23 protein-coding genes are annotated in these 23,648 nt (G+C 50.9%); 14 read left to right on the forward strand and 9 right to left on the reverse strand.

Annotated features, from left to right (window positions below; all coding sequences use genetic code 11):
• Positions 1–214: 214 nt before the first annotated feature.
• Entirely contained in the window at positions 215–529 is a 315-nt protein-coding gene (fliE, locus tag ABIC80_RS03085) for a flagellar hook-basal body complex protein FliE (protein ID WP_094193003.1), read from the forward strand.
• 91 nt (positions 530–620) lie between these two features.
• Here fliE and yedF read toward each other — a convergent pair whose 3' ends face one another.
• Together yedF and yedE are read right to left on the reverse strand one after the other, a co-directional pair.
• Positions 621–851 carry a sulfurtransferase-like selenium metabolism protein YedF gene (yedF, locus tag ABIC80_RS03090; RefSeq protein ID WP_429175411.1) on the reverse strand — a complete coding sequence of 77 codons (231 nt, stop codon included), beginning with the start codon at positions 849–851 and terminating at the stop codon, positions 621–623.
• A complete protein-coding gene (yedE, locus tag ABIC80_RS03095) occupies positions 848–2,059 on the reverse strand; it encodes a selenium metabolism membrane protein YedE/FdhT (RefSeq protein WP_429175413.1) in 1,212 nt (403 codons plus the stop codon). Before yedE ends, yedF begins: the two co-directional genes overlap by 4 nt.
• A gap of 205 nt (positions 2,060–2,264) precedes the next feature.
• Between yedE and yedD the strand changes: the two genes are divergently transcribed.
• The gene (gene yedD, locus ABIC80_RS03100) at positions 2,265–2,675 is read left to right on the forward strand and encodes a lipoprotein YedD (RefSeq protein WP_200133929.1); all 411 of its coding nucleotides are present in this window, start codon (positions 2,265–2,267) and stop codon (positions 2,673–2,675) included.
• Positions 2,676–2,741: 66 nt separating this feature from the next.
• Here the strand turns inward: yedD and fliT are convergent, their stop codons facing one another.
• Genes fliT through fliD form a run of 3 tightly spaced genes read right to left on the reverse strand, consistent with a single transcriptional unit; the run spans position 2,742 to position 4,947 of the window.
• Positions 2,742–3,101: a flagella biosynthesis regulatory protein FliT gene (fliT, locus tag ABIC80_RS03105; RefSeq protein ID WP_128482694.1), complete on the reverse strand. Its 360-nt coding sequence runs from the start codon at positions 3,099–3,101 to the stop codon at positions 2,742–2,744.
• Positions 3,101–3,511 carry a flagellar export chaperone FliS gene (gene fliS, locus ABIC80_RS03110; RefSeq protein WP_023479156.1) on the reverse strand — a complete coding sequence of 137 codons (411 nt, stop codon included), beginning with the start codon at positions 3,509–3,511 and terminating at the stop codon, positions 3,101–3,103. The genes fliT and fliS overlap by 1 nt, the downstream gene beginning before the upstream one ends.
• Positions 3,512–3,534: 23 nt before the next feature.
• The gene (gene fliD, locus ABIC80_RS03115) at positions 3,535–4,947 is read right to left on the reverse strand and encodes a flagellar filament capping protein FliD (RefSeq protein ID WP_346438443.1); all 1,413 of its coding nucleotides are present in this window, start codon (positions 4,945–4,947) and stop codon (positions 3,535–3,537) included.
• 30 nt (positions 4,948–4,977) lie between these two features.
• Between fliD and ABIC80_RS03120 the strand changes: the two genes are divergently transcribed.
• The 4 genes from ABIC80_RS03120 to ABIC80_RS03135 all read left to right on the forward strand — a co-directional run bounded on the left by ABIC80_RS03120 (position 4,978) and on the right by ABIC80_RS03135 (position 11,381).
• Positions 4,978–5,178 carry a hypothetical protein gene (locus tag ABIC80_RS03120; RefSeq protein WP_429175415.1) on the forward strand — a complete coding sequence of 67 codons (201 nt, stop codon included), beginning with the start codon at positions 4,978–4,980 and terminating at the stop codon, positions 5,176–5,178.
• Positions 5,179–5,190: 12 nt separating this feature from the next.
• Complete coding sequence (locus ABIC80_RS03125) at positions 5,191–6,132, forward strand: flagellin (protein WP_429175417.1); 942 nt, start codon at positions 5,191–5,193, stop codon at positions 6,130–6,132.
• A gap of 417 nt (positions 6,133–6,549) precedes the next feature.
• Positions 6,550–7,500, forward strand: coding sequence for a flagellin (locus tag ABIC80_RS03130; RefSeq protein ID WP_429175418.1), 951 nt, complete (start codon positions 6,550–6,552; stop codon positions 7,498–7,500).
• A gap of 188 nt (positions 7,501–7,688) precedes the next feature.
• On the forward strand, positions 7,689–11,381 hold the full coding sequence (locus ABIC80_RS03135) for a glycosyltransferase (RefSeq protein WP_429175420.1): 3,693 nt from the start codon (positions 7,689–7,691) through the stop codon (positions 11,379–11,381).
• A gap of 91 nt (positions 11,382–11,472) precedes the next feature.
• Here the strand turns inward: ABIC80_RS03135 and ABIC80_RS03140 are convergent, their stop codons facing one another.
• Positions 11,473–14,985: a glycosyltransferase gene (locus tag ABIC80_RS03140; RefSeq protein WP_429175422.1), complete on the reverse strand. Its 3,513-nt coding sequence runs from the start codon at positions 14,983–14,985 to the stop codon at positions 11,473–11,475.
• Between the two features lie 31 nt (positions 14,986–15,016).
• Positions 15,017–15,790, reverse strand: a complete 774-nt coding sequence (locus ABIC80_RS03145) for a dTDP-4-amino-4,6-dideoxyglucose formyltransferase (protein ID WP_429175425.1) — start codon at positions 15,788–15,790, stop codon at positions 15,017–15,019.
• Positions 15,791–16,080: 290 nt separating this feature from the next.
• Here ABIC80_RS03145 and ABIC80_RS03150 point away from each other — a divergent pair, with 290 nt between their 5' ends.
• From ABIC80_RS03150 to sdiA, 8 genes are all read left to right on the forward strand, one after another.
• On the forward strand, positions 16,081–17,232 hold the full coding sequence (locus tag ABIC80_RS03150) for a DegT/DnrJ/EryC1/StrS family aminotransferase (RefSeq protein ID WP_429175427.1): 1,152 nt from the start codon (positions 16,081–16,083) through the stop codon (positions 17,230–17,232).
• Positions 17,233–17,471: 239 nt separating this feature from the next.
• Complete coding sequence (locus ABIC80_RS03155) at positions 17,472–18,191, forward strand: RNA polymerase sigma factor FliA (RefSeq protein ID WP_023480141.1); 720 nt, start codon at positions 17,472–17,474, stop codon at positions 18,189–18,191.
• Between the two features lie 62 nt (positions 18,192–18,253).
• Entirely contained in the window at positions 18,254–18,805 is a 552-nt protein-coding gene (fliZ, locus tag ABIC80_RS03160) for a flagella biosynthesis regulatory protein FliZ (protein ID WP_042717714.1), read from the forward strand.
• A gap of 80 nt (positions 18,806–18,885) precedes the next feature.
• On the forward strand, positions 18,886–19,686 hold the full coding sequence (gene tcyJ / locus ABIC80_RS03165; RefSeq protein WP_200580064.1) for a cystine ABC transporter substrate-binding protein: 801 nt from the start codon (positions 18,886–18,888) through the stop codon (positions 19,684–19,686).
• A gap of 107 nt (positions 19,687–19,793) precedes the next feature.
• Positions 19,794–20,780 (forward strand): D-cysteine desulfhydrase, encoded by a 987-nt coding sequence (dcyD, locus tag ABIC80_RS03170; RefSeq protein WP_429175429.1) that lies wholly within the window; start codon positions 19,794–19,796, stop codon positions 20,778–20,780.
• Positions 20,781–20,799: 19 nt separating this feature from the next.
• A complete protein-coding gene (tcyL, locus tag ABIC80_RS03175; protein ID WP_076770078.1) occupies positions 20,800–21,468 on the forward strand; it encodes a cystine ABC transporter permease in 669 nt (222 codons plus the stop codon).
• Positions 21,465–22,217, forward strand: a complete 753-nt coding sequence (gene tcyN / locus ABIC80_RS03180) for an L-cystine ABC transporter ATP-binding protein TcyN (RefSeq protein ID WP_270222628.1) — start codon at positions 21,465–21,467, stop codon at positions 22,215–22,217. Before tcyL ends, tcyN begins: the two co-directional genes overlap by 4 nt.
• A 269-nt stretch (positions 22,218–22,486) precedes the next feature.
• The gene (gene sdiA / locus ABIC80_RS03185; protein ID WP_042712095.1) at positions 22,487–23,209 is read left to right on the forward strand and encodes a transcriptional regulator SdiA; all 723 of its coding nucleotides are present in this window, start codon (positions 22,487–22,489) and stop codon (positions 23,207–23,209) included.
• A 65-nt stretch (positions 23,210–23,274) separates the two neighbouring features.
• Here sdiA and ABIC80_RS03190 read toward each other — a convergent pair whose 3' ends face one another.
• Together ABIC80_RS03190 and ABIC80_RS03195 are read right to left on the reverse strand one after the other, a co-directional pair.
• Complete coding sequence (locus tag ABIC80_RS03190; protein ID WP_042712094.1) at positions 23,275–23,499, reverse strand: DUF2594 family protein; 225 nt, start codon at positions 23,497–23,499, stop codon at positions 23,275–23,277.
• Positions 23,496–23,567, reverse strand: coding sequence for a hypothetical protein (locus ABIC80_RS03195; protein WP_429176460.1), 72 nt, complete (start codon positions 23,565–23,567; stop codon positions 23,496–23,498). The genes ABIC80_RS03190 and ABIC80_RS03195 overlap by 4 nt, the downstream gene beginning before the upstream one ends.
• Between the last annotated feature and the right edge of the window lie 81 nt (positions 23,568–23,648).

Genomic DNA, 23,648 nt, shown 5'->3' on the forward strand with positions numbered 1-23,648 from the left:
CGTGACTCTGGGTGGATGTTGTTATGTGAGTTGAGAAACAAATCGGACTCCCGGGTCGGCAAACTCGACAAATGACCATTAAGATGGCGATGTCATTATTTGATGAAATGGATTTTTCTATGCCTCAAATAACCTGGTTTTTTGACGCTATTTACCGCCATCATCTCATTGACAAACTGTTAGCCTTGTCAGGTATCAATCCATCCGGGGAATAATAATGGCTATACAGGGCATTGAGAGCGTTGTCAGTCAGCTGCAGGCAACTGCAGGTGTTGCGCGTGCTCAGAGCGTGGAGAGCGAACCGTCTATCAGCTTCGCCGGGCAACTGCACGCGGCGCTGGATCGCATCAGCGACACGCAGAACGCCGCACGTGTACAGGCGGAGAAATTTACGCTTGGCGAGCCGGGCGTGGCGCTGAATGACGTAATGACCGATTTGCAGAAATCATCGATCTCGCTGCAGATGGGCATCCAGGTGCGTAACAAACTGGTTTCTGCTTACCAGGACATTATGAATATGCAGCTGTAGTTCACAGACGCAGAGATAAAAAAAACCAGGCCGGAACACTCCCGCCTGGTTTTTTTATACCTTGCGCCGCCTGCTGCGGCGCAAAAGTTAGCTATTTCTGAATCAGATAGCGGATGGTTGGGCCATCCTGCTGAATATCGAGCACCGTGTAACCGTGGTTGCGCGCATCGAGCGGAATGTTATTAATCGACTGCGGACAGTCGCTGACCACTTCAAGAATTTCCCCTTTATTCAACTGCGGCATCGCTTCAAGGGTGGCGACCGCCGGGTAGGGGCAGGGTTCGCCGCTCATATCGAGGCGGTAATCAGGCACAATGCTCATGCAGGCTCCTTAGCAGGGTTGGCGGCAGGTTTCTGGCGGCGGAAGAACTGTTTCTCCCAGCCGACCACAAAGAGAAACGCGGCCAGTAACAGAAGATAGGTGACCAGCAGACCGCCGAGCGGCCCGAAAGTGTTTAGCAGGTTGATTTTGTCCCAGCTGGTGGCAAGCGTCGGCGCGAGATCGTCCCAGAAATACGCAAGGATGGTTGAACCAATCACGTTACCCAGCCCGACCCACCAGTAGTGCACCTGGCCTTCGACAGCGCGGTACATCCAGCCCGTTTCACACCCGCCCGCCAGCACAATACCAAAACCGAACAGCAGACCGCCGAGCACCGCATTGGGCCCAGCCCACATGATTTTCGCTTCCAGCCCCAGCTGCACATAGCTGAAAATACCAATGGCGCTCGCCGCCATGCCAAAGATGATCGCCTTTGCCATCATCGTGCGCCCGGTGATCCACATATCGCGGAACGCCGAAGTAAAGCAGATTTGCGCCCGCTCAATCAGCAGACCAAAGCCCACGCCGAACAGCATCGCCAGCCCCAGCTTCGGCTGGTTCATCGCCGTTAACAGCGCCCAGCCGAGCATGCCAATAAACACCAGCATACCAAGACGAAAACGGCGCTTCGCCTGATCGGGCTTCTGGGTGAGCGGCGAGGCGGCAGTAACTTTCTGCATCTTCACCGGGATGCGGAACAGCGGCAGCAGGGTAAAGCGCGCGCCGAACCAGGAGCCAATTGCCGTGGCGATGGCAAAAAACCAGGCGTGGAGAGAGAACTGTGGGATCCCGGTAAAGAAGGCCGCAAGGTTACAGCCCATCGCCAGCCGCGCGCCAAAGCCGGCAATGATGCCGCCAACAATCGCCTGCGCGATACGGATGCGGTTCTGCGGCATACGCAGTTTCACATTATTAGCCCACAGCGCAGCGGCAAAACAGCCGCCGAACATGCCGATAATCATCATGCCGTCGATGCGCGTCAGCGGCGTGCCCTCAAGGTGGATTATTTTGAAGTAGCCCCACTCTTCGGTGTGCACTCCGCCCAGTTGCAGTAACTGACCGCCCCAGCGGGTAAACTCGCCGGTCACCGCCCAGAAGGTGCCGGTAATGCCGAAATAGTAGGTAGAGAGAATACCGGCCGCGATCACCGCCGGAACAGGAGACCAGAACTTAATAAGGAAGCGGTCTTTGAAGTGTTGCCATGACATAGTAAAAAGCCTCTGAACTCAGAAGGTATGGGGACGTACAGAAAAGTCGTACAAAAGAAGCGGGATGATACACGTCTTCACGCCTGAACCACTGCACAATAGGGCAAAAACCTGGCGTAGATCAAAGTTGTTCTCGCGCGGTGAAAGGGTGGCGAGGCGCGGCCTTTAATGCCACAATCGCTTTTTTTCACGAGCAGGATGAAGAATGAAAAAGCGTATGATTCTCGGCGCGATGCTGCTGCTGAGCGGCTGCGTGCAGGTGGATAACTATCAGGCGGTGGTGAAACACCCGGCGCCCGCAGGATTAGCGGGTTACTGGCAATCAACGGGGCCGCAGAGCAGCCTGGTCAGCCCGGAGGCGATCGCCAGCCTGATTGTGACGCCGCAGGGCGATACTCTTGATTGCCGCCAGTGGCAGCGCGTAATCGCGGTTCCTGGCAAACTGATGCTGGATGGCGATAAATTTTATAACGTCACGCAGAAGCTGGACGTCTATCGTTTAAGTCAGGAAGGCAATACGCTCGAGTTTGATGGGTTGACGCTGTCGCGCACCGATAAACCGACCGTCGAGTGCCAGCAGGCGCTGGAGAAAGCGGGTCTGGATATTAACCGCTAGGTCGTGCGAAAAGAGGAAAACGTGGCGGGTGAGGGGGGAAACCGCAGCACCCGCCGCTAATGAGATTTACATCTCATTGGGGAAGAGAATATTTCCGGAAAGACGTCCATATGTCGAATTCAGGTTATGTTGTCGGGAGGTTTGACCAACCAATGTCCTCAGCTCGTCCATTCGCTGGTTTAACAATGTCTTCAATAACACTTCATTATCCAGGATTTGCTTGAGCATCGGGCGAATTTGCGCCTGCACATGAGGCGCTGCTTCGCTCGAGTCCTGGAACTGTGTCAACTTCTCAACTGAGGTAACGTACCCCAGTTCGTAGTTGATAAGTTCGTCCCAATGCCCTTCCTTAGCAAGGTTGAGCATGGTACGGCTGGTGGCCAACAGTTGCTGATAGTGGTGGACCAACCCGAGATTTGCTTCCATTAGTAAGTGTCCCGCGCGTTTTGATGAGTGGGGCCAATCTCTTTCCAGGCATCAGCAATATTGCTCAGCAACAGGGTGACTTCATCAATAGCGGCGAGGTCATTATGGAGATTTGCCTGTAAAAGACGTCGTGTCATGTAGTCATAAAGACTGTCCAGGTTTGCCGTAAGCTCGCCACCGACTTCATGGTCGAGTCCCGCACGCAATCCGTTGTTAATGATATTAATTGCCTTTGTAAGCGCCTGTCCTTTACCGGGGATATCTCCCTGCTCAATCAGGATCGCGGCTTTCTTCATGGCGCTTAACGCGCCATCAAAAAGCAATACCACGAGTTGATGCGGGCTCGCGCTCATCACGGCGCTTTCGACGCCGACCTGAGCATAAGCCTGAATTCCCGATTTCGTATACATGTCCAACCTCAACTAATGGTTTATTAACTCATTGCATTAAACTGTTGGGTCAGATAGTTCCCTGTTGATGTCATGGAGGAGACTAACTGGCTCAAACTGGTGAACTGCGTTTTGTAGCGTGCCATGGTGGCCGTAATCTGGTCACTCACCGCTTTGTATTGCGTATCCAGGCGCTTCAGGGTTTTGTTAATGCCGTCGGTCGCATTCTGGATGCTACCTTTACTGCCGAGAATATCTTTCAGCAGGTTACTCGCCTGAGTCGCAAAGCCTGTGGTTTTGCCATCGCCGGAGAGGAAGGTCACCACATCGGCGGATTTTTCATTCATTGCTTTTTCAAGCTTGGTGCTGTCAACGGTCAGTTTACCGCTTACATCCTGGGTGATGCCCAGCTGCGACAATACGGAAAAACTGTCATTCCCCGCCTGCGATGTAGAGAGCTGCGAGCGCAGACGCGTCTGAATGTTACGCAGCGTACCGTCACCCAGCAGATCGCCGTTTGAGGTGCTCTGTTTGTCACTGCCCTGATCTACCGCCGTGTATTTGGTCTGGTTACCAATGGTGGTTTGCAGCGAGTTATACGCATCAACATATGCCTGGATCGCTGCGGTCATCGGTGCGTTATCTTTGGTCACCGACAGCGTTTCCGGCGTACCGGTAGTCAGCTTATTCAGCGTCAGCGTAACGCCTTCCGGCGCATCGGTGATCTTGTTGCTGCTACGGGTGATATCGATGCCGTTAATTTTGACCTTCGCATCGCTTGCTGCCACCTGCTGCGTCATCACATTGCTGGCGCTGCCGGTGTTGGTTGAATCGTAGCTAACGTACTTCGCCAGTTCCGCATCATTGGTGGTGATGGTCATCTGGTTGGTGGTGCCACTGTCGCGTGAGGTCAGCGCCAGGTAGTAACTGTTATCGTCAGCTTTAATGATACTGGCGGTGACGCTGCCCTGTTTGGCGTTAATCGCATCACGCATATCCGCGAGGCTGGTTTTATCTTTATCCAGTGTTACCGTCAGCGGATCTTTTTGGCCCGGCTGCGTGATGGTAATCGTGCGCGAATCGAGGCTCTGGTCGCCTAAATCGGTATCTTTACTGGCCACTTTCGGGCTCAGCAGAGACTGTGACGCTGCCAGCGCGGATACTTCAATAGAGTACGTCCCCGCCGACGCTGTGTTAGCGAGCGTGGCAGTAAACGCGGTGTTAGTGCTCGACACCTTCGTCCCTGCGATCGCCGAGGTATTTTTCAGTGCATCCGCCGCCGTTTGCAGTTTGTTGAGGGAGGTTTGCACCACGCCCCAGGCCGTCAGCTTGGCTTTATAAGAGGACTGCTGAGACGCAATTGGCGTCAGCTTGGTCTGTTCTGCCGTCTGCAAATTGTCATACAACGTATTGAGATCCAGGCTGGTGCCTGCGCCGAGTGAACTAATAGTTGCCATTTCTTCATCCTTCAGTTTTAGACAATCACTGTGGAGAGTATCGGCAGCGATGATGAAAAGATTAGAAGCTTTTTTTTAAAGCAATGGCTAAATAAAGAGGGTGAATCAGGGGCAGTTTGTCGCTTTAAAAAAAATGATCTTTTTTCTAAAGGTTATGCTGGTGCTGTCGATAATCAGGTTAACGGCGAGAAAGCCGTAGGCAGATGCCTGAATCTGAAAACTTTTTTATGAAGGAATTACATCATGGCTGTTATTAATACTAACACCCTGTCGCTGATGACTCAGAACAACCTGACTAAATCTCAGTCTTCTCTGGGTACCTCTATTGAGCGTCTCTCTTCCGGTCTGCGTATCAACAGCGCTAAAGATGACGCTGCTGGTCAGGCAATTGCCAACCGCTTCACCTCTAACATCAATGGTCTGACCGTTGCTGCACGTAACGCCAACGACGGTATCTCCCTGGCACAGACCGCTGAAGGCGCGCTGAGCGAAGTGAACAACAACCTGCAGCGTATCCGTGACCTGACCGTTCAGGCACAGAACAGCTCCAACTCCGCATCTGACATCGACTCAATCCAGTCTGAAGTCAACGAGCGTATGAAAGAGATTGACCGCGTAACCACTCAGACTGACTTCAACGGCCAGAAAGTGCTGAACAACACCACTTCTGACGCGAAGAGCTACAGCTTCCAAGTTGGCGCTGACGACTCCCAGACCATCAGCATCAGCATGAACGGTGCTGCTGGCTGGAACCTGGCTTCTGCAACCAGCGATGGCACCACTACTGGTCCTACTGCAAACGTTGTTGCAGCGGGTACTCTGGCTCAGGTTGCAGGTAAAGCACGTAGCGTTGATGCAGTTGGTTTCGACGTTATCTCCGGCAAACTGACCGGTACCACCGCTGTTGGTGGTGGCAAACCGCTCCAGGACATTGATGCTGCTATCAAAGCGGTTGACTCACAACGTAGCTCCCTGGGTGCTTCTCAAAACCGTTTCGAGTCTACCATTACTAACCTGAACAACACGGTTAGCAACCTGTCCGCAGCGCGCAGCCGTATTCAGGATTCTGACTACGCGACTGAAGTGTCCAACATGTCCCGCGCGCAGATCCTGCAGCAGGCTGGTTCTTCCGTACTGGCTCAGGCCAACCAGGTTCCGCAGACCATGCTGTCCCTGCTGCGTTAATCGCAAAAACATTTACTCAAGAAAGCGCCCTTTGCCGGCGCTTTTTTTTTGCGTTTATACGATTGCAATTTTGTGTCGAGACTTTTTACATAAATATCTACATTTATTGGTATGCAGATTTATCTTATTAAGGAAAATATATTTACAAGCGGATTCAATAACAATTTTGATACTCGTGTAGACAGCCTCAGCTTGCTCCCTGTTATACGCAATTAATGCTTTTATTCCGCCGATGTGAGTTTCTTTCTTTATTTTTTTTCTTTAATTTCAAATGATTGATTGGATTTCGCACCATTATCGGCTATCTGCTGAAAAAAATACTAAAGAGATCTTTGAACCCGTCGATAACTATTATGACGGTGATGAAGCCGCTGGCGCATACCGGAACTTACATCTTATTACTGAAGGATAAATATCATGGCTGTTATTAATACTAACACACTGTCGCTGATGACTCAGAACAACCTGACTAAATCTCAGTCTTCTCTGGGTACCTCTATTGAGCGTCTCTCTTCCGGTCTGCGTATCAACAGCGCTAAAGATGACGCTGCTGGTCAGGCAATTGCCAACCGCTTCACCTCTAACATCAATGGTCTGACCGTTGCTGCACGTAACGCCAACGACGGTATCTCTCTGGCGCAGACCGCTGAAGGCGCGCTGAGCGAAGTGAACAACAACCTGCAGCGTATCCGTGACCTGACCGTTCAGGCACAGAACAGCTCCAACTCCGCATCTGACATCGACTCAATCCAGTCTGAAGTCAACGAGCGTATGAAAGAGATTGACCGCGTAACCACTCAGACTGACTTCAACGGCCAGAAAGTGCTGAACAACACCACTTCTGACGCGAAGAGCTACAGCTTCCAGGTTGGCGCTGACGACTCCCAGACCATCAGCATCAGCCTGAACGGTGCTGCTGGCTGGAACCTGGCTTCTGCAGCTACCGATGGTACTACTTCTGCACCGACCGCTGGTAAGTATGCTAACACCGTAGCAGCAACTGACATGGATCAGGTTTCGGGTAAAGCACGTAGCGTTGATGCTGTTGGATTCGATGTTGTTTCCGGCAAAATCTCTGGCACCACTAAAGGAGATGGCGGTCCGCTGGCGGACATCGATGCTGCTATCAAAGCGGTTGACTCACAGCGTAGCTCCCTGGGTGCTTCTCAGAACCGTTTCGAGTCTACCATTACTAACCTGAACAACACGGTTAGCAACCTGTCCGCAGCGCGCAGCCGTATTCAGGATTCTGACTACGCGACTGAAGTGTCCAACATGTCCCGTGCGCAGATCCTGCAGCAGGCTGGCTCTTCTGTACTGGCTCAGGCCAACCAGGTTCCGCAGACCATGCTGTCCCTGCTGCGTTAATCTTACGCATAACTCAAGTAAAAAGGGCGCCTCTGGCGCCCTTTTTTAATCCGCTGAATTACACCCCTTTCACTCTCTTGTTAACGGATTTATTTCCTCGCCTCTCACTGACAATGTATTGGTGAACATCTACGTCCTGCCGTTAATTTTTCAGGCGGACACCAGTGAAATTGAGGTGAGGAAAGTTGATGAGCAGGGTTCTCATAAGTATTGACCAGATAGGTAAACTGGATCACCAGACGAGTGAACTGCTGAATGTGATCGATGTTATGCAGCGGCAGGGCTGGCATGTCGATATCAATACTACGTTCGTGAAGAAGTCTGCCGCACCAGCGCTCTTTGCATTACAAACGCGGGCTGCGGTTACTCTCTTAACGGAAAAATCTGGCGAACTTGCGGATCACTACGATCTCATCTGGATCTATGACGGCTTTTTCAGCCAAAAACTCATCGCAAAAATCAGCGAGAAAGATCTGGTTTCTCAGGTTGTGTTCCGACATTTTTACGATCATGCAGACGTCTTCATTCCTTATGGCCCGGCTCTGGAGAACCGCCTTGCTTCCGCCTCGCTGAGCCTGTCCCCCTTCGCATCACGCATGCTCTCAGAGATTGGTATCGCAAGCGAAAAACTCGTCGCCTTTCCCTGGACGCTAGGTGAACAATTTGCGCCATCTTTTGCGTCGCCCGAGCGGAATGGTGTCAAGAAAATCCTCTATATCAGCGACAGCCTTTCATCTGAGATGCAGCTCGTGCAACAACACATCGCCGATAATGGTGTGGTTTTTGACTGGTTTGATGAGACCTCGGTTAAGGAAGCAACCGACCCTGCCTTTTTCCAGCGCTATGATGTAGTGATAGCGAGCGGGTTTTATGCAGCGCAGGTCATTGCCTCCGCTACTCCTCTCTTTCTTTCTGCGCAGGATTATGTCGAAGGTTATCTCACCGTAGACAATGCCGAGGAGAATCTTCACAACCATTTCTGCTGCATAAATGCATCAAGAAAATATACGCCGGAAGAGTGGTATACGTTGTTGATACAGGGGTTCGATGACGCTCTCGTCTGGGTACGCGAACACGGCGATACGCTGCGTCAACAGTGGTTACTCTCTTCGCTTTTACCAAGGTTGTTATCCTCACTGCCATCGCCGCACATGATTGTCTTAAGTGAGAAAGAGATCCGCGATCTGACGCTGCATGTGAAAGCGCTGATTGCGGATAAAGGCAGTGAATATACGTTTCAACGCTGGCTCAATGACCGAAAATTGAGTGAAGCCCGATTGCAGGCGCTGAAAGCGTTTAGCCAGGCTGTACCCGGTAGCGCCGATATTGGCGTGGTCATCATCGGCGACGATCCGGCGGCCGTCGCGTTGAGTATCAATTCCGTTCTGTCACAAAGTGAAGCGGCGAAGTCGATCACGATACTGACAACTAACCCACATATTTGCCATGCCGACGCCCAGGTGCATCTTTGTTTCAGCGGTTGGGTGGCGACATTCAATATGCTGCTGGAACAATGCTACCAGCATGCGCTGGTGCTGTTACCGGCAGGTATCCGGTTGCTTGAGGATGCGTTGATTCTGCTGGTGGAACAACAGATCCGCCATGCCGACCAGAAAGTGTGGTACGCCGATGAGATGCGCTTTGATGAGTATGACGAACATGACATCGTGCTGCGCCCTGCCTGCAACGTCGATTTAGCGCGCAGCTTTCCCTATATGGGGCGCGTGATGATGTTTCAACGTGAGTTTCTGCAGGCGATTGGCGGTCTTGATCCTGCCTTTACGCAATTGACGGTTTATGACGCCATGTTCCGTTGCCTGGAAAATTTTGGTCCGATAGCCGTAGGCCGTGTCTCCGAGGTTATTTGTATCACGGCAGATACCGCGATGGAGTGGCTGAAAAACGAGGCCGTTCAGGCGGAATATCCGCATATTGTGAGCGCGCACCTGGCTCGTATGGGGTTGGATGCTGTGGTTGAAAAGACCCCCGAACTCCCTGTCCAGCGCGTGCGCTATAATTGGGCTGTTCAGCCCCTAGTGTCAATCATTATCCCGACGCGCGATCATTATGTGCTGTTGAAAAACTGCATTGAGACGTTGATGGAAAAAACGTTATGGGCGCGTTATGAGCTACTGATTGTCGACAATGGATCGGTTTGCGAAGAGACGACAAAGTTTCTTGAACAGCTTGCGGGGTTGAAGTTATCCAACCTCAGCGTGCTGCGCTACCTGGAGCCGTTCAACTTTGCGGCAATTAATAACTTTGCCGTCCAACATGCCCGTGGCGATGTGCTGCTGTTTCTCAATAACGATGTAACCATTACGCAGGGCGACTGGCTGCACGCCATGATGGAGCAAGCGATGCGTCCGGAAGTGGGGATGGTCGGGGCGCGCCTTGAATATAAAGATGGTCGGGTTCAGCATGCAGGCTTTACGGTAGGGGTTCGTTTTGGTGTAGAACCCTCGTTTGAGAACGAGCCGGCAAATGAGAAAGGATATCTCTATTACCTGCAAGCGGCGCGCAATGTCACGGCGGTAAGTGCCGCTTGCATGATGATCCGCAAAGAGGTATTTATCGAAGCGAACGGTTTCTCTGAAGAGAGATTCCCGCTCTATTTCGGCGACGTCGATCTGGGTATGAAATTGCAGCAGCAGGGCTATCTCAATGTGTGGACGCCCTATGCTCGTGTGACGCATATGGGGGGCGCTTCGCGTCTGATGCAAGAGAAATTCCATGTTCCTGCACGCCCCGATGCCGACGTGTATGCTGCTTTACGCAGCAAATGGGGCACTGTTCTCAGTCAGGATATCGCCTACCATCCGGCGATGGAGAAGCTGGGCAAGCTATTCACTCTGTCTGAAAGTACGGCACGCTTCAGAGAGCCACTGCCGGGCAGGCCTCTGCCTGTAGTGCTAGCAAACCACGTCAACTGGTTTGGGTGCGGTAATCATCGCGTTATTCAGCCATTTAAAGCCATGGAAGAGAATCTATTTCTGGAGGGCGGATTGACTTATGGCACCTCCGGGCTGATGGAAGTCGCCCAGCTGCAACCAGATGTCATTCTGATGGAACTCATTACGGCCAGCGCTTACCCGGCGATAATCTCGCAGTATCGGCAAGTGTGTGATGCAAAAATTGTCGCTGAATACGATGATTATCTGCTTAATCTGCCGATAAAAAATTCTAACCGCGCCCTGTTCCCGCAAAGCATTGTGAAGGACTTCCGTCGCGTTATGGAGACGGTAGACTGGGTCGTGGTCGCCACCCCTGCGCTGAAAGAGGCGTATAAAAATTTCCACAGTGACATTCGTGTCGCGCCGAACCGGCTGGCGACCCGCCAGTGGGGGCACCTGCAAAGCGCACGTGGACGAGGAGAGAAAATCCGTGTGGGCTGGGCCGGGGGCGGAACTCACGCCGGCGATCTTGAGATCCTGCGCCCGATCATCAAGGAATTGGAGGATGAGGTCGAATGGGTATTTATGGGAATGAAACCGGCTAATATTCGCTGTGAGTTTCATCCGGGCGTACCCTTCGAGATGTACCCGGAAAAACTGGCCAGCCTTGACCTCGATCTGGCGCTGGTGCCGCTGGAGATTAACCAGTTTAACGAGTGCAAAAGCAATTTGCGTCTGCTCGAAATTGGTACCTGCGGTGTGCCAATTATCGCTACCAATATTGAACCTTACCGCTGTGATCTGCCTGTTACGCTAGTGGAAAACCGCTTTAAGGATTGGATGAACGCCATCAAAGCATATGTTTATGATGACAACTTACGTGCCAGTAAAGGCGATCAATTGCGTACTGAGATCCATCAGACGTGGTATTTACGCGAACAAGGCCTCGACGATTGGCGTAATGCCTGGCTGCCGGGAGAGAAATAAAAAAACGGTGTCAGTTCACTGACACCGTTTTTTTATGATAAAGATTCTTTTATAAGCCATGCCAGCATGTTACTGGGATGGCCCATCAGCGCTACTCCGGAAGCCAGAGACGCGTTAGCCGGTCAAGCGCTTCACCCCGTAGCATGCCTTTCTGCTCAACCTCTATTTTCAGCGCATCACCCATTTTCCACGTCGCAGAGAGATCGTGCAGATGCATCTCAATGGCCTCACGCCACTCGCGCGCTCTGTTTTTTATTCGTGTTATGTTCGGACAGTGACGAAATCCTTCAACGTCACTGCAAATCACCGGTATACCGCAAGCGCCGAACTCAAGGATGGGGCGTATTCCCTGCGGACGTGTCCAGGTATTATCAGTCCTGACCACGAGTGCCAGATCCAGATTAAGTGAGACCAGTTTTTGCGGGAAATTCTCCAGACTGGCCGCTGCATGGTATTCCGTAACGTATTGTCGTAAAGATGGCGGGCAGTAGCCCATGAATATCCATTCGACACGATCGGCTAACTGAATAACGACTTTATGCAAAATATCCAGTTCAGCGGCATCACGACTATTGCCCACCCAACCCACACGCGGTTTTTCACCCACACCACGCTGGCTGTTCAATCCTGACCAGCGGGAGGGCGAGAGTAGCGTATCCATCACATGAATATCGCGATGGTATTTGCTGCAGAGCTCGGCCATCGTTGCCGTCGGAACAATCACCCGATCAACCTGATGCAAAGTGGCCCGTAGATGATGAAGGATATCTTTCGGCAGTGTAGCGCGTTGCGCCGTGTTAAGTGCCAGACCGGGCAGATATTCCTCCATATCCAGCACGGTAAAGGCGGGAAACACATTTTTTAGCCGGGAGAACCACTCCTGAATGAGAGGTGTAATTTGCTGCTGAAAGAGGATGGTTGTAGGCGCATACCGTGCTACCTCGGCGAAATTACGTAGGCAAGTGCTGATTTCCCCATTGACGCGTCCTTCCTCTTTCATCAGGTCAAGCGGATAGCTGATTCGCCGTGTGCTTTCTGCTGTCGGTTGCGTGAAAGCGAGAATAGACGGTAACGGTTTCCAGTGCAGCGGTTGCCAGGTACTGATGGCATCCATGACGAACTCATAGCCGTTGCCATCAAGATAGAGATTCGGATTGTAGGCCGGATCGTTAGTGATGACAGGCAGCCATTTACGGTACATCACATCTTGTTCGCCCTTTACGCGAATAATTTTTTGCTCGAGTTTGGTTTTATCTTCCTGGTTCTGACTGACATTACCCACATGAATCATCACGGCATGTGGCGTCCATACGGTCAGATAGCCGGCTTCCCGCACTTTCAGGCAGAGATCGACATCGTTATAAGAGACTTTAAAATTCTCTTCATCCATACCGCCAACCTGTTCATAAACACTTTTACGGATTAACAAACAGGCGGCGGTAACCACGCTGTAGTTTTGATCCATGTTCAGGCGGTTCATATAACCTGGGGCGGTACGCTCCCCTCTACTGTAAGGGTGAGAAGCCGGACCGCGTAACCCCATTACCACACCGGCATGCTGAAGGGTACCATCGGTATAGAGAAGTTTGGCGCCGGTAATACCGACTTCCGGGCGCTGACCGTGATTCATTAAGTTGTCGAGCCAGGTGCTGCTGATGACTTCTGTATCATTGTTCAGTAGTAGTAAGTAATCACCTCGCGCCTTCTGTGCGGCCCGGTTATTAATGGCAGAGTAGTTAAATGGGTAAGGGTAGGGGATAACACGCACGCGCCCGGGATAGTTCAGGCTGATCTCCGCCAGCCATTGACGGGCTTCTGCTGTTTCGCTGTTGTTGTCGACAATCAGCACTTCATAATTTTGATACCGTGTTTTCTCCAGTAAAGTCGTCACGCACGTTTTCAGCAGCGCGAGCTGATCTTTCGTCGGGATGATGATTGAGACTAAAGGCTGCTCCGCGTGCTGGTACCGCAACGCATAAATACCATTAGCGGGAGTTTCGACCCGCCCCTGAGGGTAGCCGCGACGTTGAAGATGGCGTGTTAACAGCGCAACCTCTTCAGCGCGTGTTTCAATTACCGGCGGATGAGCCAGAACAAATGGCTCCGGTAAATGTCCGGCAAATTGGGTACCCTTGTGTTCAATCAGGCGAACAATGTATTCAAATTGCCATGCTTCGTAAAAATGGGTATCAAAGCCGCCTAATGCCTGCAGGGTATTGGTGCGGAAAATCCAGTGGCGACTCATTTCACTTGGATAGCTTAATAGCATGTCGAGATTGAAATCAGGGCGTAGTGCGGTACTGCTAATTTGACCGTTGACATGATAGAACTCATCGCCGTAAATGGCATCGCAGGCCGACGCGTCAGCGAGCGCTAGATCGAACATCAGCATACCGCTTGCAAGCAGTGTTTCGCCTGCTTCAATGACCATCAGCCATTCTGCACTGTGTGATGAAAGATATTGATTAATCGCTAAAGCCGGTTCCGCCGTGTCATCAAGTTCCACCGTGAAAAGTTGCAGCCCCAATCCTGCGTATGCCTTTATGCTGGCGATCGTCTTCTCGTAAGCGCTGGTGTTATTACCGTGATAAAGCACAAAAATAAGTAAGCTTTGTCTGAGGTTACGAGCTGTTTGAAACGCTTCTACTAGCGGAAGGGCGTACTCAGGGAGGTGACGTTTTGCAAGCCAATGAGCTAATTGTTCGCTATGTTGAAGCATCGACGACCGTTGCTTTGACGACACTAAGGCCTGTGCTAGGTTTTCTTTAATAATACGCTCGGGTTGAACCATGGGCGAAACGCGGACGAACTGATTCTCTTCACTGTTACCTTTGTACCAGCCTAGCTCTTTAATGAATTGTGGCATCAGAGTATATGTCCGCTTCACTTTCTCCTGATCGTGGGCGGCCATTTGGCTAATTTGTTCGTTAGAAATACGGAAGCAGGAGAGCGATTCGCTGATGAACGCTAAATCTCCTTTACGGAATAGTTTTATCATTAAGGCGACATCAGCGAAATAGGGCATCTCTTCATTTTTGATATTGAAGATTTGGTCGCCAAGTTCCATCAGATCTTCTCTGTAGCAGAGAAAAACGCTCGGTTCGCCAATGAAATTAACTTGGTAATCGCAGAGAAATGCGATCAAATCGTCACCGTTAATCAGAGCATCTTGTGTAAAAGGAAACGCAGTTGCAGTGATATCGGGTAATGGTATGCCATTTTGATCAATACGAGTGCGGCGCGACGAGGCAATAATAGCATTTGGATGGCTCTTCAGGGCCGCCACCAACCGACTCACACAATGATGCTTAAGGGTATCATCATCGTACAAAAATTTGATGTATTTGCCGCGGGATAGGCTCAGGCAGCGTAATACGTTACCGGTTTCAAGCAACCGCTGCGTATTTTTTTTATAATAGACAGGCCGCGCTGGATGGGTGTTATATTTTTCGCAAAGCAACCTGATGCTGTCATTATCACTGTCGTCGCAGACAATGATTTCAATATTACCCCAATCTTGATTTAGCGCGCTGATCAGAGCCGTTTCAAAAAACTCCGCTTTATAAGCAGGTATCAAAATACTGACTAAATCTTGATGCAACATAGCGTTTCCATTTGTCCAGGTACAGGTCGTTTCAGGAAAAATTTCGTTCGGTATCAATTGTTATTCTTACAAAGTGCTTTTTTCCATCGTTACTTATGAAGTAGGCATTCTCTAAGGTGCCGTGGGTCAATGCGCGTAGAAGATTGAGATGCTCTGCCATAGTACCTACATGGTTCAAATCGATGGCACATAGCGCTTTGAAATCCGCGATGTTGTTGTAGTTACCTTCTTGCATTGTCGATACACTTTGATATTCGCCTAAAACTAAATTGGCAAAATGGGTGTTGAGAAGGTTTTTCTCAGCCGCAATCACTTTTCGATAAACACTCAATGATGTGTCACTTTCTAAAACAGGTACAGTCTTTTGATAAATAATTGGACCGTGATCAACATCTTCATCCATTAAATGGATGGTCGCGCCTGCAGGCAAGCCATTAATTATTGAAAATACTTGTGGAAACCAGCCCCGGTTGTAGGGATTTAAACCAGGGTGAATGTTGATACACGTGACGTAACGCACAAGTTCATGTGGGAAGATCTGTTTGCAGTGCAGGCTTAACACCAAGTCTTTTGTCGAGATAATTGTTGCTACGGTGGCGCTATCCTTTAAGTTTACTGATTTCGCTCCCAACGCGCGCATAGCTTGAGGGGATGCGTTTTTCGCAGAATACCGTAATTCGCAATCCAGACCGCTAAGAAGCGAATCCTTAGCAATAAGATCAAGAAGATAACCAGAAAGTTCGGCATTATCAGAAATGACTAATATCCGTGGAAGTGACGCAGAAGTCTCAGGGGGAATCATCATGGAAGTCTCAGTAAACCGGCAGGTAAGACCCGCACCAATATTTAGCCGCACGAACACACTGTTTTCACACGATATGCCGCATTTTTATGAGGGTAGGATAGAGCAAGTGAGAGATGTTCATGAAAGAAACATGAGTGATTTTACTTTGCTGTTTACGCTATTGGACTTTTTCCTCACGGGGGACGTTACAGTAAAGGAGTCAATTAATACAAAAAGAGGGGTCTGTTCTGACGATTAAATAAGTATGGGCTGCTTATGATTGAAAAAATGACTTTAATGCGACCTAACCTATGAACAAAAACATCTATGTTACTAGCCCGCTGCTCCCTCCTCTGGAAGAGTTTATTCCTTATTTAGAAACCATGTGGGCGAACCGGACATTGACCAATGGCGGGTCGTTTCATCAGGAGCTGGAGGTGTCTCTGGCGAAGTACCTTGGTGTCAATTACATCAGCCTTTTTTCTAACGGTACGCTAGCGCTTCTTACGGCGTTACAGGCACTCCGTGTGACTGGGGAAGTCATTACCACTCCTTATTCTTTCGTGGCGACATCACATACATTATTGTGGAATGGGTTAACACCTGTGTTTGCCGACATCAATCCTGAAACGTTTAATATTGATCCAGCTCGAATTGAAGAGTTGATTACACCACAAACGACGGCCATTTTGCCGGTTCACTGTTATGGCATTCCTTGTAATGTTGATGTAATCCAGCAAATTGCTGATATCTATGGTCTACGCGTTATCTATGATGCGGCTCATGCCTTCGGTGTTAAAAAGGATAATATCAGTATCCTGAATCACGGCGATTTGTCGATATTGAGCTTCCATGCGACAAAAGTGTTCAATACCTTCGAAGGTGGAGCGATCATATCCCACGATCTCAAAACAAAACAACGCATTGATTACTTAAAAAACTTTGGTTTTGCTGGTGAAACCAAAGTCGTCGCACCAGGTATTAATGCAAAAATGAGTGAAGTGAATGCCGCCTTTGGATTATTACAACTCAAGCACATCGATGTTGCCTTGGCTAAGCGTGAGACGATATATCACCGATATCTGCTTGGTTTTAATCATCTTTATGGATTGACTTGTTATGGCAAAACCCAAGATTTTGAATGGAATCATGCCTATTTTCCGGTTCTGGTAGAAAAAGACTTTCCTCTTTCGCGAGATGAGCTTTATGAGGAATTAAAGCAGCACAATATTTATGCTCGTCGATATTTTTATCCGCTTATTAGTTCATTCTCTATGTACAGACATTTAGCTTCTGCTGCTTTCGAACATCTGCCTGTGGCTAATGATATCGCCAACAAAATTCTTTGCTTACCCATCTATCCAGATTTAACGAATGAAGAACAGGACAGGGTCATTGAAATCATCCGTCATCTCAGTGAAGAAAAACGCCAGCATCAATGCTTTTCACAAGCGAATGGTTGAATGAATTGATGTTATAGATGCGGTAAAAGGTCAACTTTCTCCATACGTTACTGTACTTTCTTAGCTAAAATTATTTACAAACAAGTAATTAGAGTAACTGGTTATGTTTAAAGCAATTTTTTTCTCAATCATGCTATTAACGCAAATAACCCCTCATTTCACTCACTATTCAACCAATCAAAACCACTACAGGATCGGATAATCATGCCGATAACTCAATTAACGCAGGGCCGTTTATCGTGAATTCACTCTATACCGCTGATGGTGTAATGGATAAACACTCGCTGTGGCAACGTTATGTTCCTCTAGTGCGTCATGAAGCATTGCGCCTGCAGGTGCGTTTGCCAGCAAGTGTGGAACTGGACGACCTGCTACAGGCGGGCGGCATCGGTCTATTGAATGCAGTAGATCGTTATGACGCTCTGCAAGGAACGGCATTTACCACTTACGCAGTACAGCGTATTCGTGGGGCGATGTTGGACGAGTTGCGCAGCCGCGATTGGGTGCCACGCAGTGTCCGACGTAATGCCCGCGAAGTGGCGCAGGCAATGGGGCAACTAGAGCAAGAGCTGGGACGTAACGCGTCGGAAACAGAAGTGGCGCAGCGTCTTGGTATTCCCGTTGAGGAGTACCGTCAGATGCTGCTCGATACGAACAATAGTCAGCTTTTCTCCTATGACGAATGGCGGGAAGAGCACGGCGACAGTATCGAGCTGGTGACGGAAGATCATCAACAGGAAAACCCGTTATTCCAGTTAATGGAGAGTAATTTACGCCACCGGGTGATGGAAGCGATTGAGTCGCTGCCCGAGCGTGAACAACTTGTCCTGACGCTGTACTACCAGGAGGAGCTGAATCTCAAAGAGATCGGTGCCGTACTGGAAGTCGGGGAATCGCGTGTCAGCCAGCTCCATAGCCAGGCCATTAAGCGCTTACGTACCAAGCTGGGTAAGTTATAGGTCGGTGATACTGCATCGCCCCTGGTAAATGCCGAACAACGCATTGACAACCAGGAGTTATCATGACGGTGCAGCAATCGAAAAGACGGCCATTAAGCCGCTACCTGAAAGACTTTAAACACAGCCAAACGCATTGTGCTCACTGCCACAAACTGCTCGACCGCATTACACTGGTACGCCGTGGCGAGATCGTCAACAAAATTGCGATTTCGCGACTGGACATGCTGCTGGATGAAGCCGCGTGGCTACAAGAGCAAAAAGAGTGGGTTGCACTCTGCCGCTTTTGTGGCGATCTGCACTGCAAAGAGCAGAGCGATTTCTTCGATATCATCGGCTTTAAACAATACCTCTTCGAACAGACTGAGATGAGCCACGGTACGGTGCGTGAATATGTCGTGCGTCTTCGCCGCCTCGGTAACCATCTCACTGAACTGAATATATCCCGCCAACTGCTGGAAGAGGGGTTCCTTGATGAGAACCTCGAACCCTGGCTACCTGCGACCAGCACCAACAATTACCGCATCGCTTTGCGCAAATATGCTCAGTTTAAAGCCCAACAACGCTTTACTGGCGCGCAAAAGATCGCTGTCGGCGCGACATCTGATATATATTAAAAAAGAATGTGTTATCAGGCCGCGGCTGGGCTTAGCGCTCAGACGCGGCGCGCTATAGCGAATCTCTTAGTGGGGGAAGAATGAAACTAGCACTTTTGGGTCGTCAGGCATTGATGGGTGTTATGGCTGTCGCGCTGGTGGCCGGTATGAGCGTCAAAACCTTTGCCGCAGAAAATCTGCTGAACAAAGTCAAAGAGCGCGGCACATTATTAGTTGGGCTGGAAGGCACCTATCCGCCGTTCAGCTTTCAGGGTGATGATGGCAAGCTGACCGGTTTTGAAGTGGAGTTCGCCGAAGCCCTGGCGCAGCATCTGGGGGTAAAAGCGTCTCTGAAGCCGACGAAATGGGATGGCATGCTGGCCTCGCTGGACTCAAAGCGCATCGACGTGGTGATAAACCAGGTCACCATCTCCGACGAGCGCAAGAAAAAATATGATTTCTCAACGCCATACACCGTTTCCGGTATTCAGGCGCTGGTGAAAAAAGGCAATGAAGGCAGCATCAAATCTCCGGCCGACCTGAAAGGTAAGAAAGTCGGTGTTGGTCTTGGCACCAACTACGAAGAGTGGCTGCGCAAAAACGTGCAGGGCGTCGACATTCGTACCTATGATGATGACCCGACCAAATACCAGGATCTGCGCGTAGGCCGTATTGACGCCATTCTGGTCGACCGCCTGGCGGCGCTGGATCTGGTGAAGAAAACCAAAGATACGCTGGCGGTCGCTGGTGATGCCTTCTCCCGTCAGGAGTCTGGCGTGGCGGTGCGCAAAGGCAACGATGACCTGCTGAAAGCGATCGATACGGCCATTGCCGAGATGCAGAAAGATGGCACCATGAAGGCGCTGTCGGAAAAATGGTTTGGCGCAGATGTAACGAAGTAATCGTGCTCTGCTAAAAAAAGGCGCTTAATCAAGCGCCTTTTTTATTGCGGCGGATATTTCCGTGCATAATAAAACCATTACGTATCTTTGCGGCTTCAGGAGGTTGTATGCCCTTACATAATTTAACCCGTTTTCCTCGCCTTGAGTTTATCGGCGCACCGACGCCGCTCGACTATTTGCCGCGCTTATCGGATTACGTTGGACGCGACATTTATATTAAACGCGATGATGTGACGCCGCTGGCAATGGGCGGCAACAAGCTGCGCAAGCTGGAATTTCTCGCTGCCGATGCGCTGCGCGAAGGTGCTGATACGCTGGTCACCGCTGGCGCGATCCAGTCCAACCACGTGCGCCAGACGGCGGCGGTCGCGGCGAAGCTCGGCCTGCACTGCGTCGCGCTGCTGGAAAACCCGACCGGAACCCGTGCGGAAAACTACCTCACCAACGGCAACCGCCTGCTGCTCGTTCTCTTTAACGCGCAGATTGAGATGTGCGACGCGCTTACCGACCCCGCAGCTCAGCTGGGCGAACTGGCAACGCGCATTGAAGCGCAGGGCTTTCGCCCCTATGTTGTGCCAGTGGGCGGCTCTAACGCGCTGGGGGCGATGGGCTACGTCGAGAGCGCGCTGGAGATCGCGCAGCAGTGTGAAGGCGTGCTCGGTCTCTCCTCGGTGGTAGTCGCCTCCGGCAGCGCCGGTACCCATGCCGGGCTGGCAGTGGGGCTGGAACAGCTGATGCCGGATGCAGAGCTGATTGGCGTTACCGTATCGCGCAGCGTTGCGGAGCAGAAACCGAAGGTGGTGACGCTGCAACAGGAGATTGCCCGTCAGCTTGAGCTGCAAGCACAGGCGGATATCCAGCTGTGGGATGAGTACTACGCGCCAGGCTACGGGCTGCCGAATGATGAAGGGATGGAAGCGGTAAAACTGCTGGCGCGCCTTGAAGGGATCCTGCTCGATCCGGTTTATACCGGCAAAGCGATGGCCGGCCTGCTTGATGGCATTGAGCAGAAGCGCTTTAAAGATAACGGCCCTATTTTGTTTGTGCATACGGGCGGCGCACCGGCGCTCTTTGCCTACCATCCTCACCTTTAACGCAGGCAGAAAAACCAGAATGCAAGAGAGCCTACAACTCGTTATCGACTCCGCCCCCTATCTGCTGAAGGGCGCAGTCTTCACCTTACAACTCAGCATCGGCGGCATGTTTTTTGGCCTGCTGCTTGGCTTTTTACTGGCGCTGATGCGCATGTCGAAGCTGCTGCCGCTGCGCTGGCTGGCGCGTTTCTATATCTCTGTATTTCGCGGTACGCCGCTTATTGCCCAGTTGTTTATGATCTACTACGGTCTGCCGCAGTTCGGTATCGAACTCGACCCGATCCCGTCGGCGATGATTGGCCTGTCGCTCAATACGGCGGCCTACGCGGCAGAAACGCTGCGTGCGGCGATCTCGTCGATCGACAAAGGGCAGTGGGAAGCGGCTGCCAGTATTGGTATGACGCCGTGGCAAACGCTGCGCCGCGCCATTCTCCCGCAGGCGGCGCGCGTGGCGCTGCCACCGCTCAGTAATAGCTTTATCAGCCTGGTGAAAGACACCTCGCTGGCGGCAACCATTCAGGTGCCGGAGCTGTTTCGCCAGGCGCAGCTTATCACCTCGCGTACGCTGGAGGTCTTCACCATGTATCTGGCGGCATCGCTCATTTACTGGGTGATGGCGACGGTGCTCTCGACGTTACAGAACTACTTTGAAAACCAGCTTAACCGGCAGGAGCAGGATCCGAAATGAGCGCAATCGATGTAAAAAACCTGGTGAAGAAGTTCCAGGGGCAGACGGTGCTACACGGTATCGATCTGCAGGTGGAAGAGGGCGAAGTGGTGGCGATCATCGGCCCGAGCGGCTCGGGGAAAACCACGCTGCTGCGTTGTATCAACCTGCTTGAGCAGCCGGAGAGCGGCTCTGTTCGTGTCGGGAATATCACCATCGACGCCACCCGCTCTGTCGGTCAGCAGAAAAGCGCCATCCGCGAACTGCGTCAGCATGTCGGTTTTGTCTTTCAGAACTTCAACCTCTTTCCCCACCGCACGGTGCTGGAAAATATTATTGAAGGCCCGGTGATTGTTAAAGGCGAACCGAAGGAGGAGGCGCAGGCACGAGCGCGTGAACTGTTAGCGAAAGTGGGGCTGAGCGGCAAAGAGAACAGCTATCCGCGCCGTTTATCTGGCGGTCAGCAGCAGCGTGTGGCGATAGCCCGCGCGCTGGCAATGCGCCCGGATGTGATCCTCTTTGACGAACCTACCTCGGCGCTCGATCCTGAACTGGTGGGCGAAGTGTTAAACACCATTCGCCAGCTGGCGCAGGAGCGACGCACGATGGTGATCGTCACCCATGAGATGAGCTTTGCCCGCGATGTCGCAGACCGGGCGATTTTTATGGATCAGGGTCGCATTGTAGAGCAGGGGGCGGCGAAAACGCTGTTTGCCGAACCACAGCAGGCGCGCACGCAGCAGTTCCTTGAAAAATTCCTCACCCAGTAAAGCAGATCGCGCGATTCAGCAGCGCCGGGCGCTGAATCGCGACGATTTTACTTAAAGCCTTTATTAAAGTAACCAATTAGCCCACCTATGCCAGGGAAATAATGTTGTCTTTTACGCCTTATTTCCCGCTGCTCGCCGTGCTTTAATTCGGCAATAAAGTGAACTCCTTACCAATTATCCCGATATTTTATATTTATAATTAAGTTTTATGTGTTAGCTTATTGTATACAAAAATATGATTAATAAATGCAGGGGTATTACCGGTCGGTATGCAGCAAAAAGATTTTTTAACCTGGCGTCGTGAAATGATTTCGCGTTTTCAGGAAATGACTGTGGCACAGGACGTTTATACGGAGATTCAGCAGCAGACACAGCTGTTGGAGTTTGACTATTACTCGCTTTGCGTGCGGCATCCGGTGCCTTTCACCCGGCCGAAGCTGAGCGTGGAAACCTCATATCCGCCTGGATGGATGGAGCACTATCAGGCAGAGAATTACTTCGCTGTCGATCCGGTGCTGAAGCCTGAAAACTTCATCCAGGGACACTTGCCGTGGAACGATAAACTCTTTCATGATGCGATGACATTGTGGGATGCCGCACGCGACCACGGCCTGCGCAAAGGGGTTTCGCAGTGTTTAATGCTGCCTAATCATGCGCTCGGCTTTCTGTCCGTTTCGCGCTCCAGCCTGTTTGGCAAGACGATGGCCGACGATGAAATAGAGATGCGTTTGCAGACGCTGGTGCAGTTGAGCCTGCTGGCACTGACGCGCCTCGCGGATCATACGGTGATGACACCGGAGATGAAATTCAGTAAACGCGAGCGCGAAATTCTGAAGTGGACGGCAGAGGGGAAAACCTCGGCGGAAATAGCGATGATTCTCTCTATCTCCGAAAACACGGTCAATTTCCACCAGAAGAATATGCAGAAGAAATTTAACGCGCCGAATAAAACGCAAATTGCCTGCTATGCGGCGGCAACGGGAATAATTTAATAGAGAATGCGACGGAAGTCGCAAAGTGATTCCGGCTGTCAGAGCGCCTGACAGCCGGCGAGTAATTACTGGCGGTAAGCTTGTTTAATTTGCTTAACGGTGCTGGAAAATACGTCGGCCTGAGCTTCATCTTCCATCTGTGCAATTAATCTTTCCATTTTAATAATGACGCGGCCTGCATCAGCCTGGCCCATCGCTTGCAGCATCAGGGTAATCATCGACTTCAGGCAAGCGACTTCCTGCGCCAGTTCTTTTGCATTTTCGGCGGTAGTGAAATCAGGTGTGCTCAATTTATTTTCCTCATTACATTGTCACGGAGTTCCGCGACGATTGCTGTTAAGGCCGCGAAGTATACCACAAGGCTTATAAAAAAATGCAGTGGTTGTTTTTTCGCCGCTATAGAAAGTAATTGGTTGAGGCGGCGTTGAAAATTAAGGTT

The sequence above is a fragment of the Kosakonia sp. 1610 genome (assembly GCF_050435845.1).
Taxonomy (GTDB): Bacteria; Pseudomonadota; Gammaproteobacteria; order Enterobacterales; family Enterobacteriaceae; genus Kosakonia; species Kosakonia cowanii.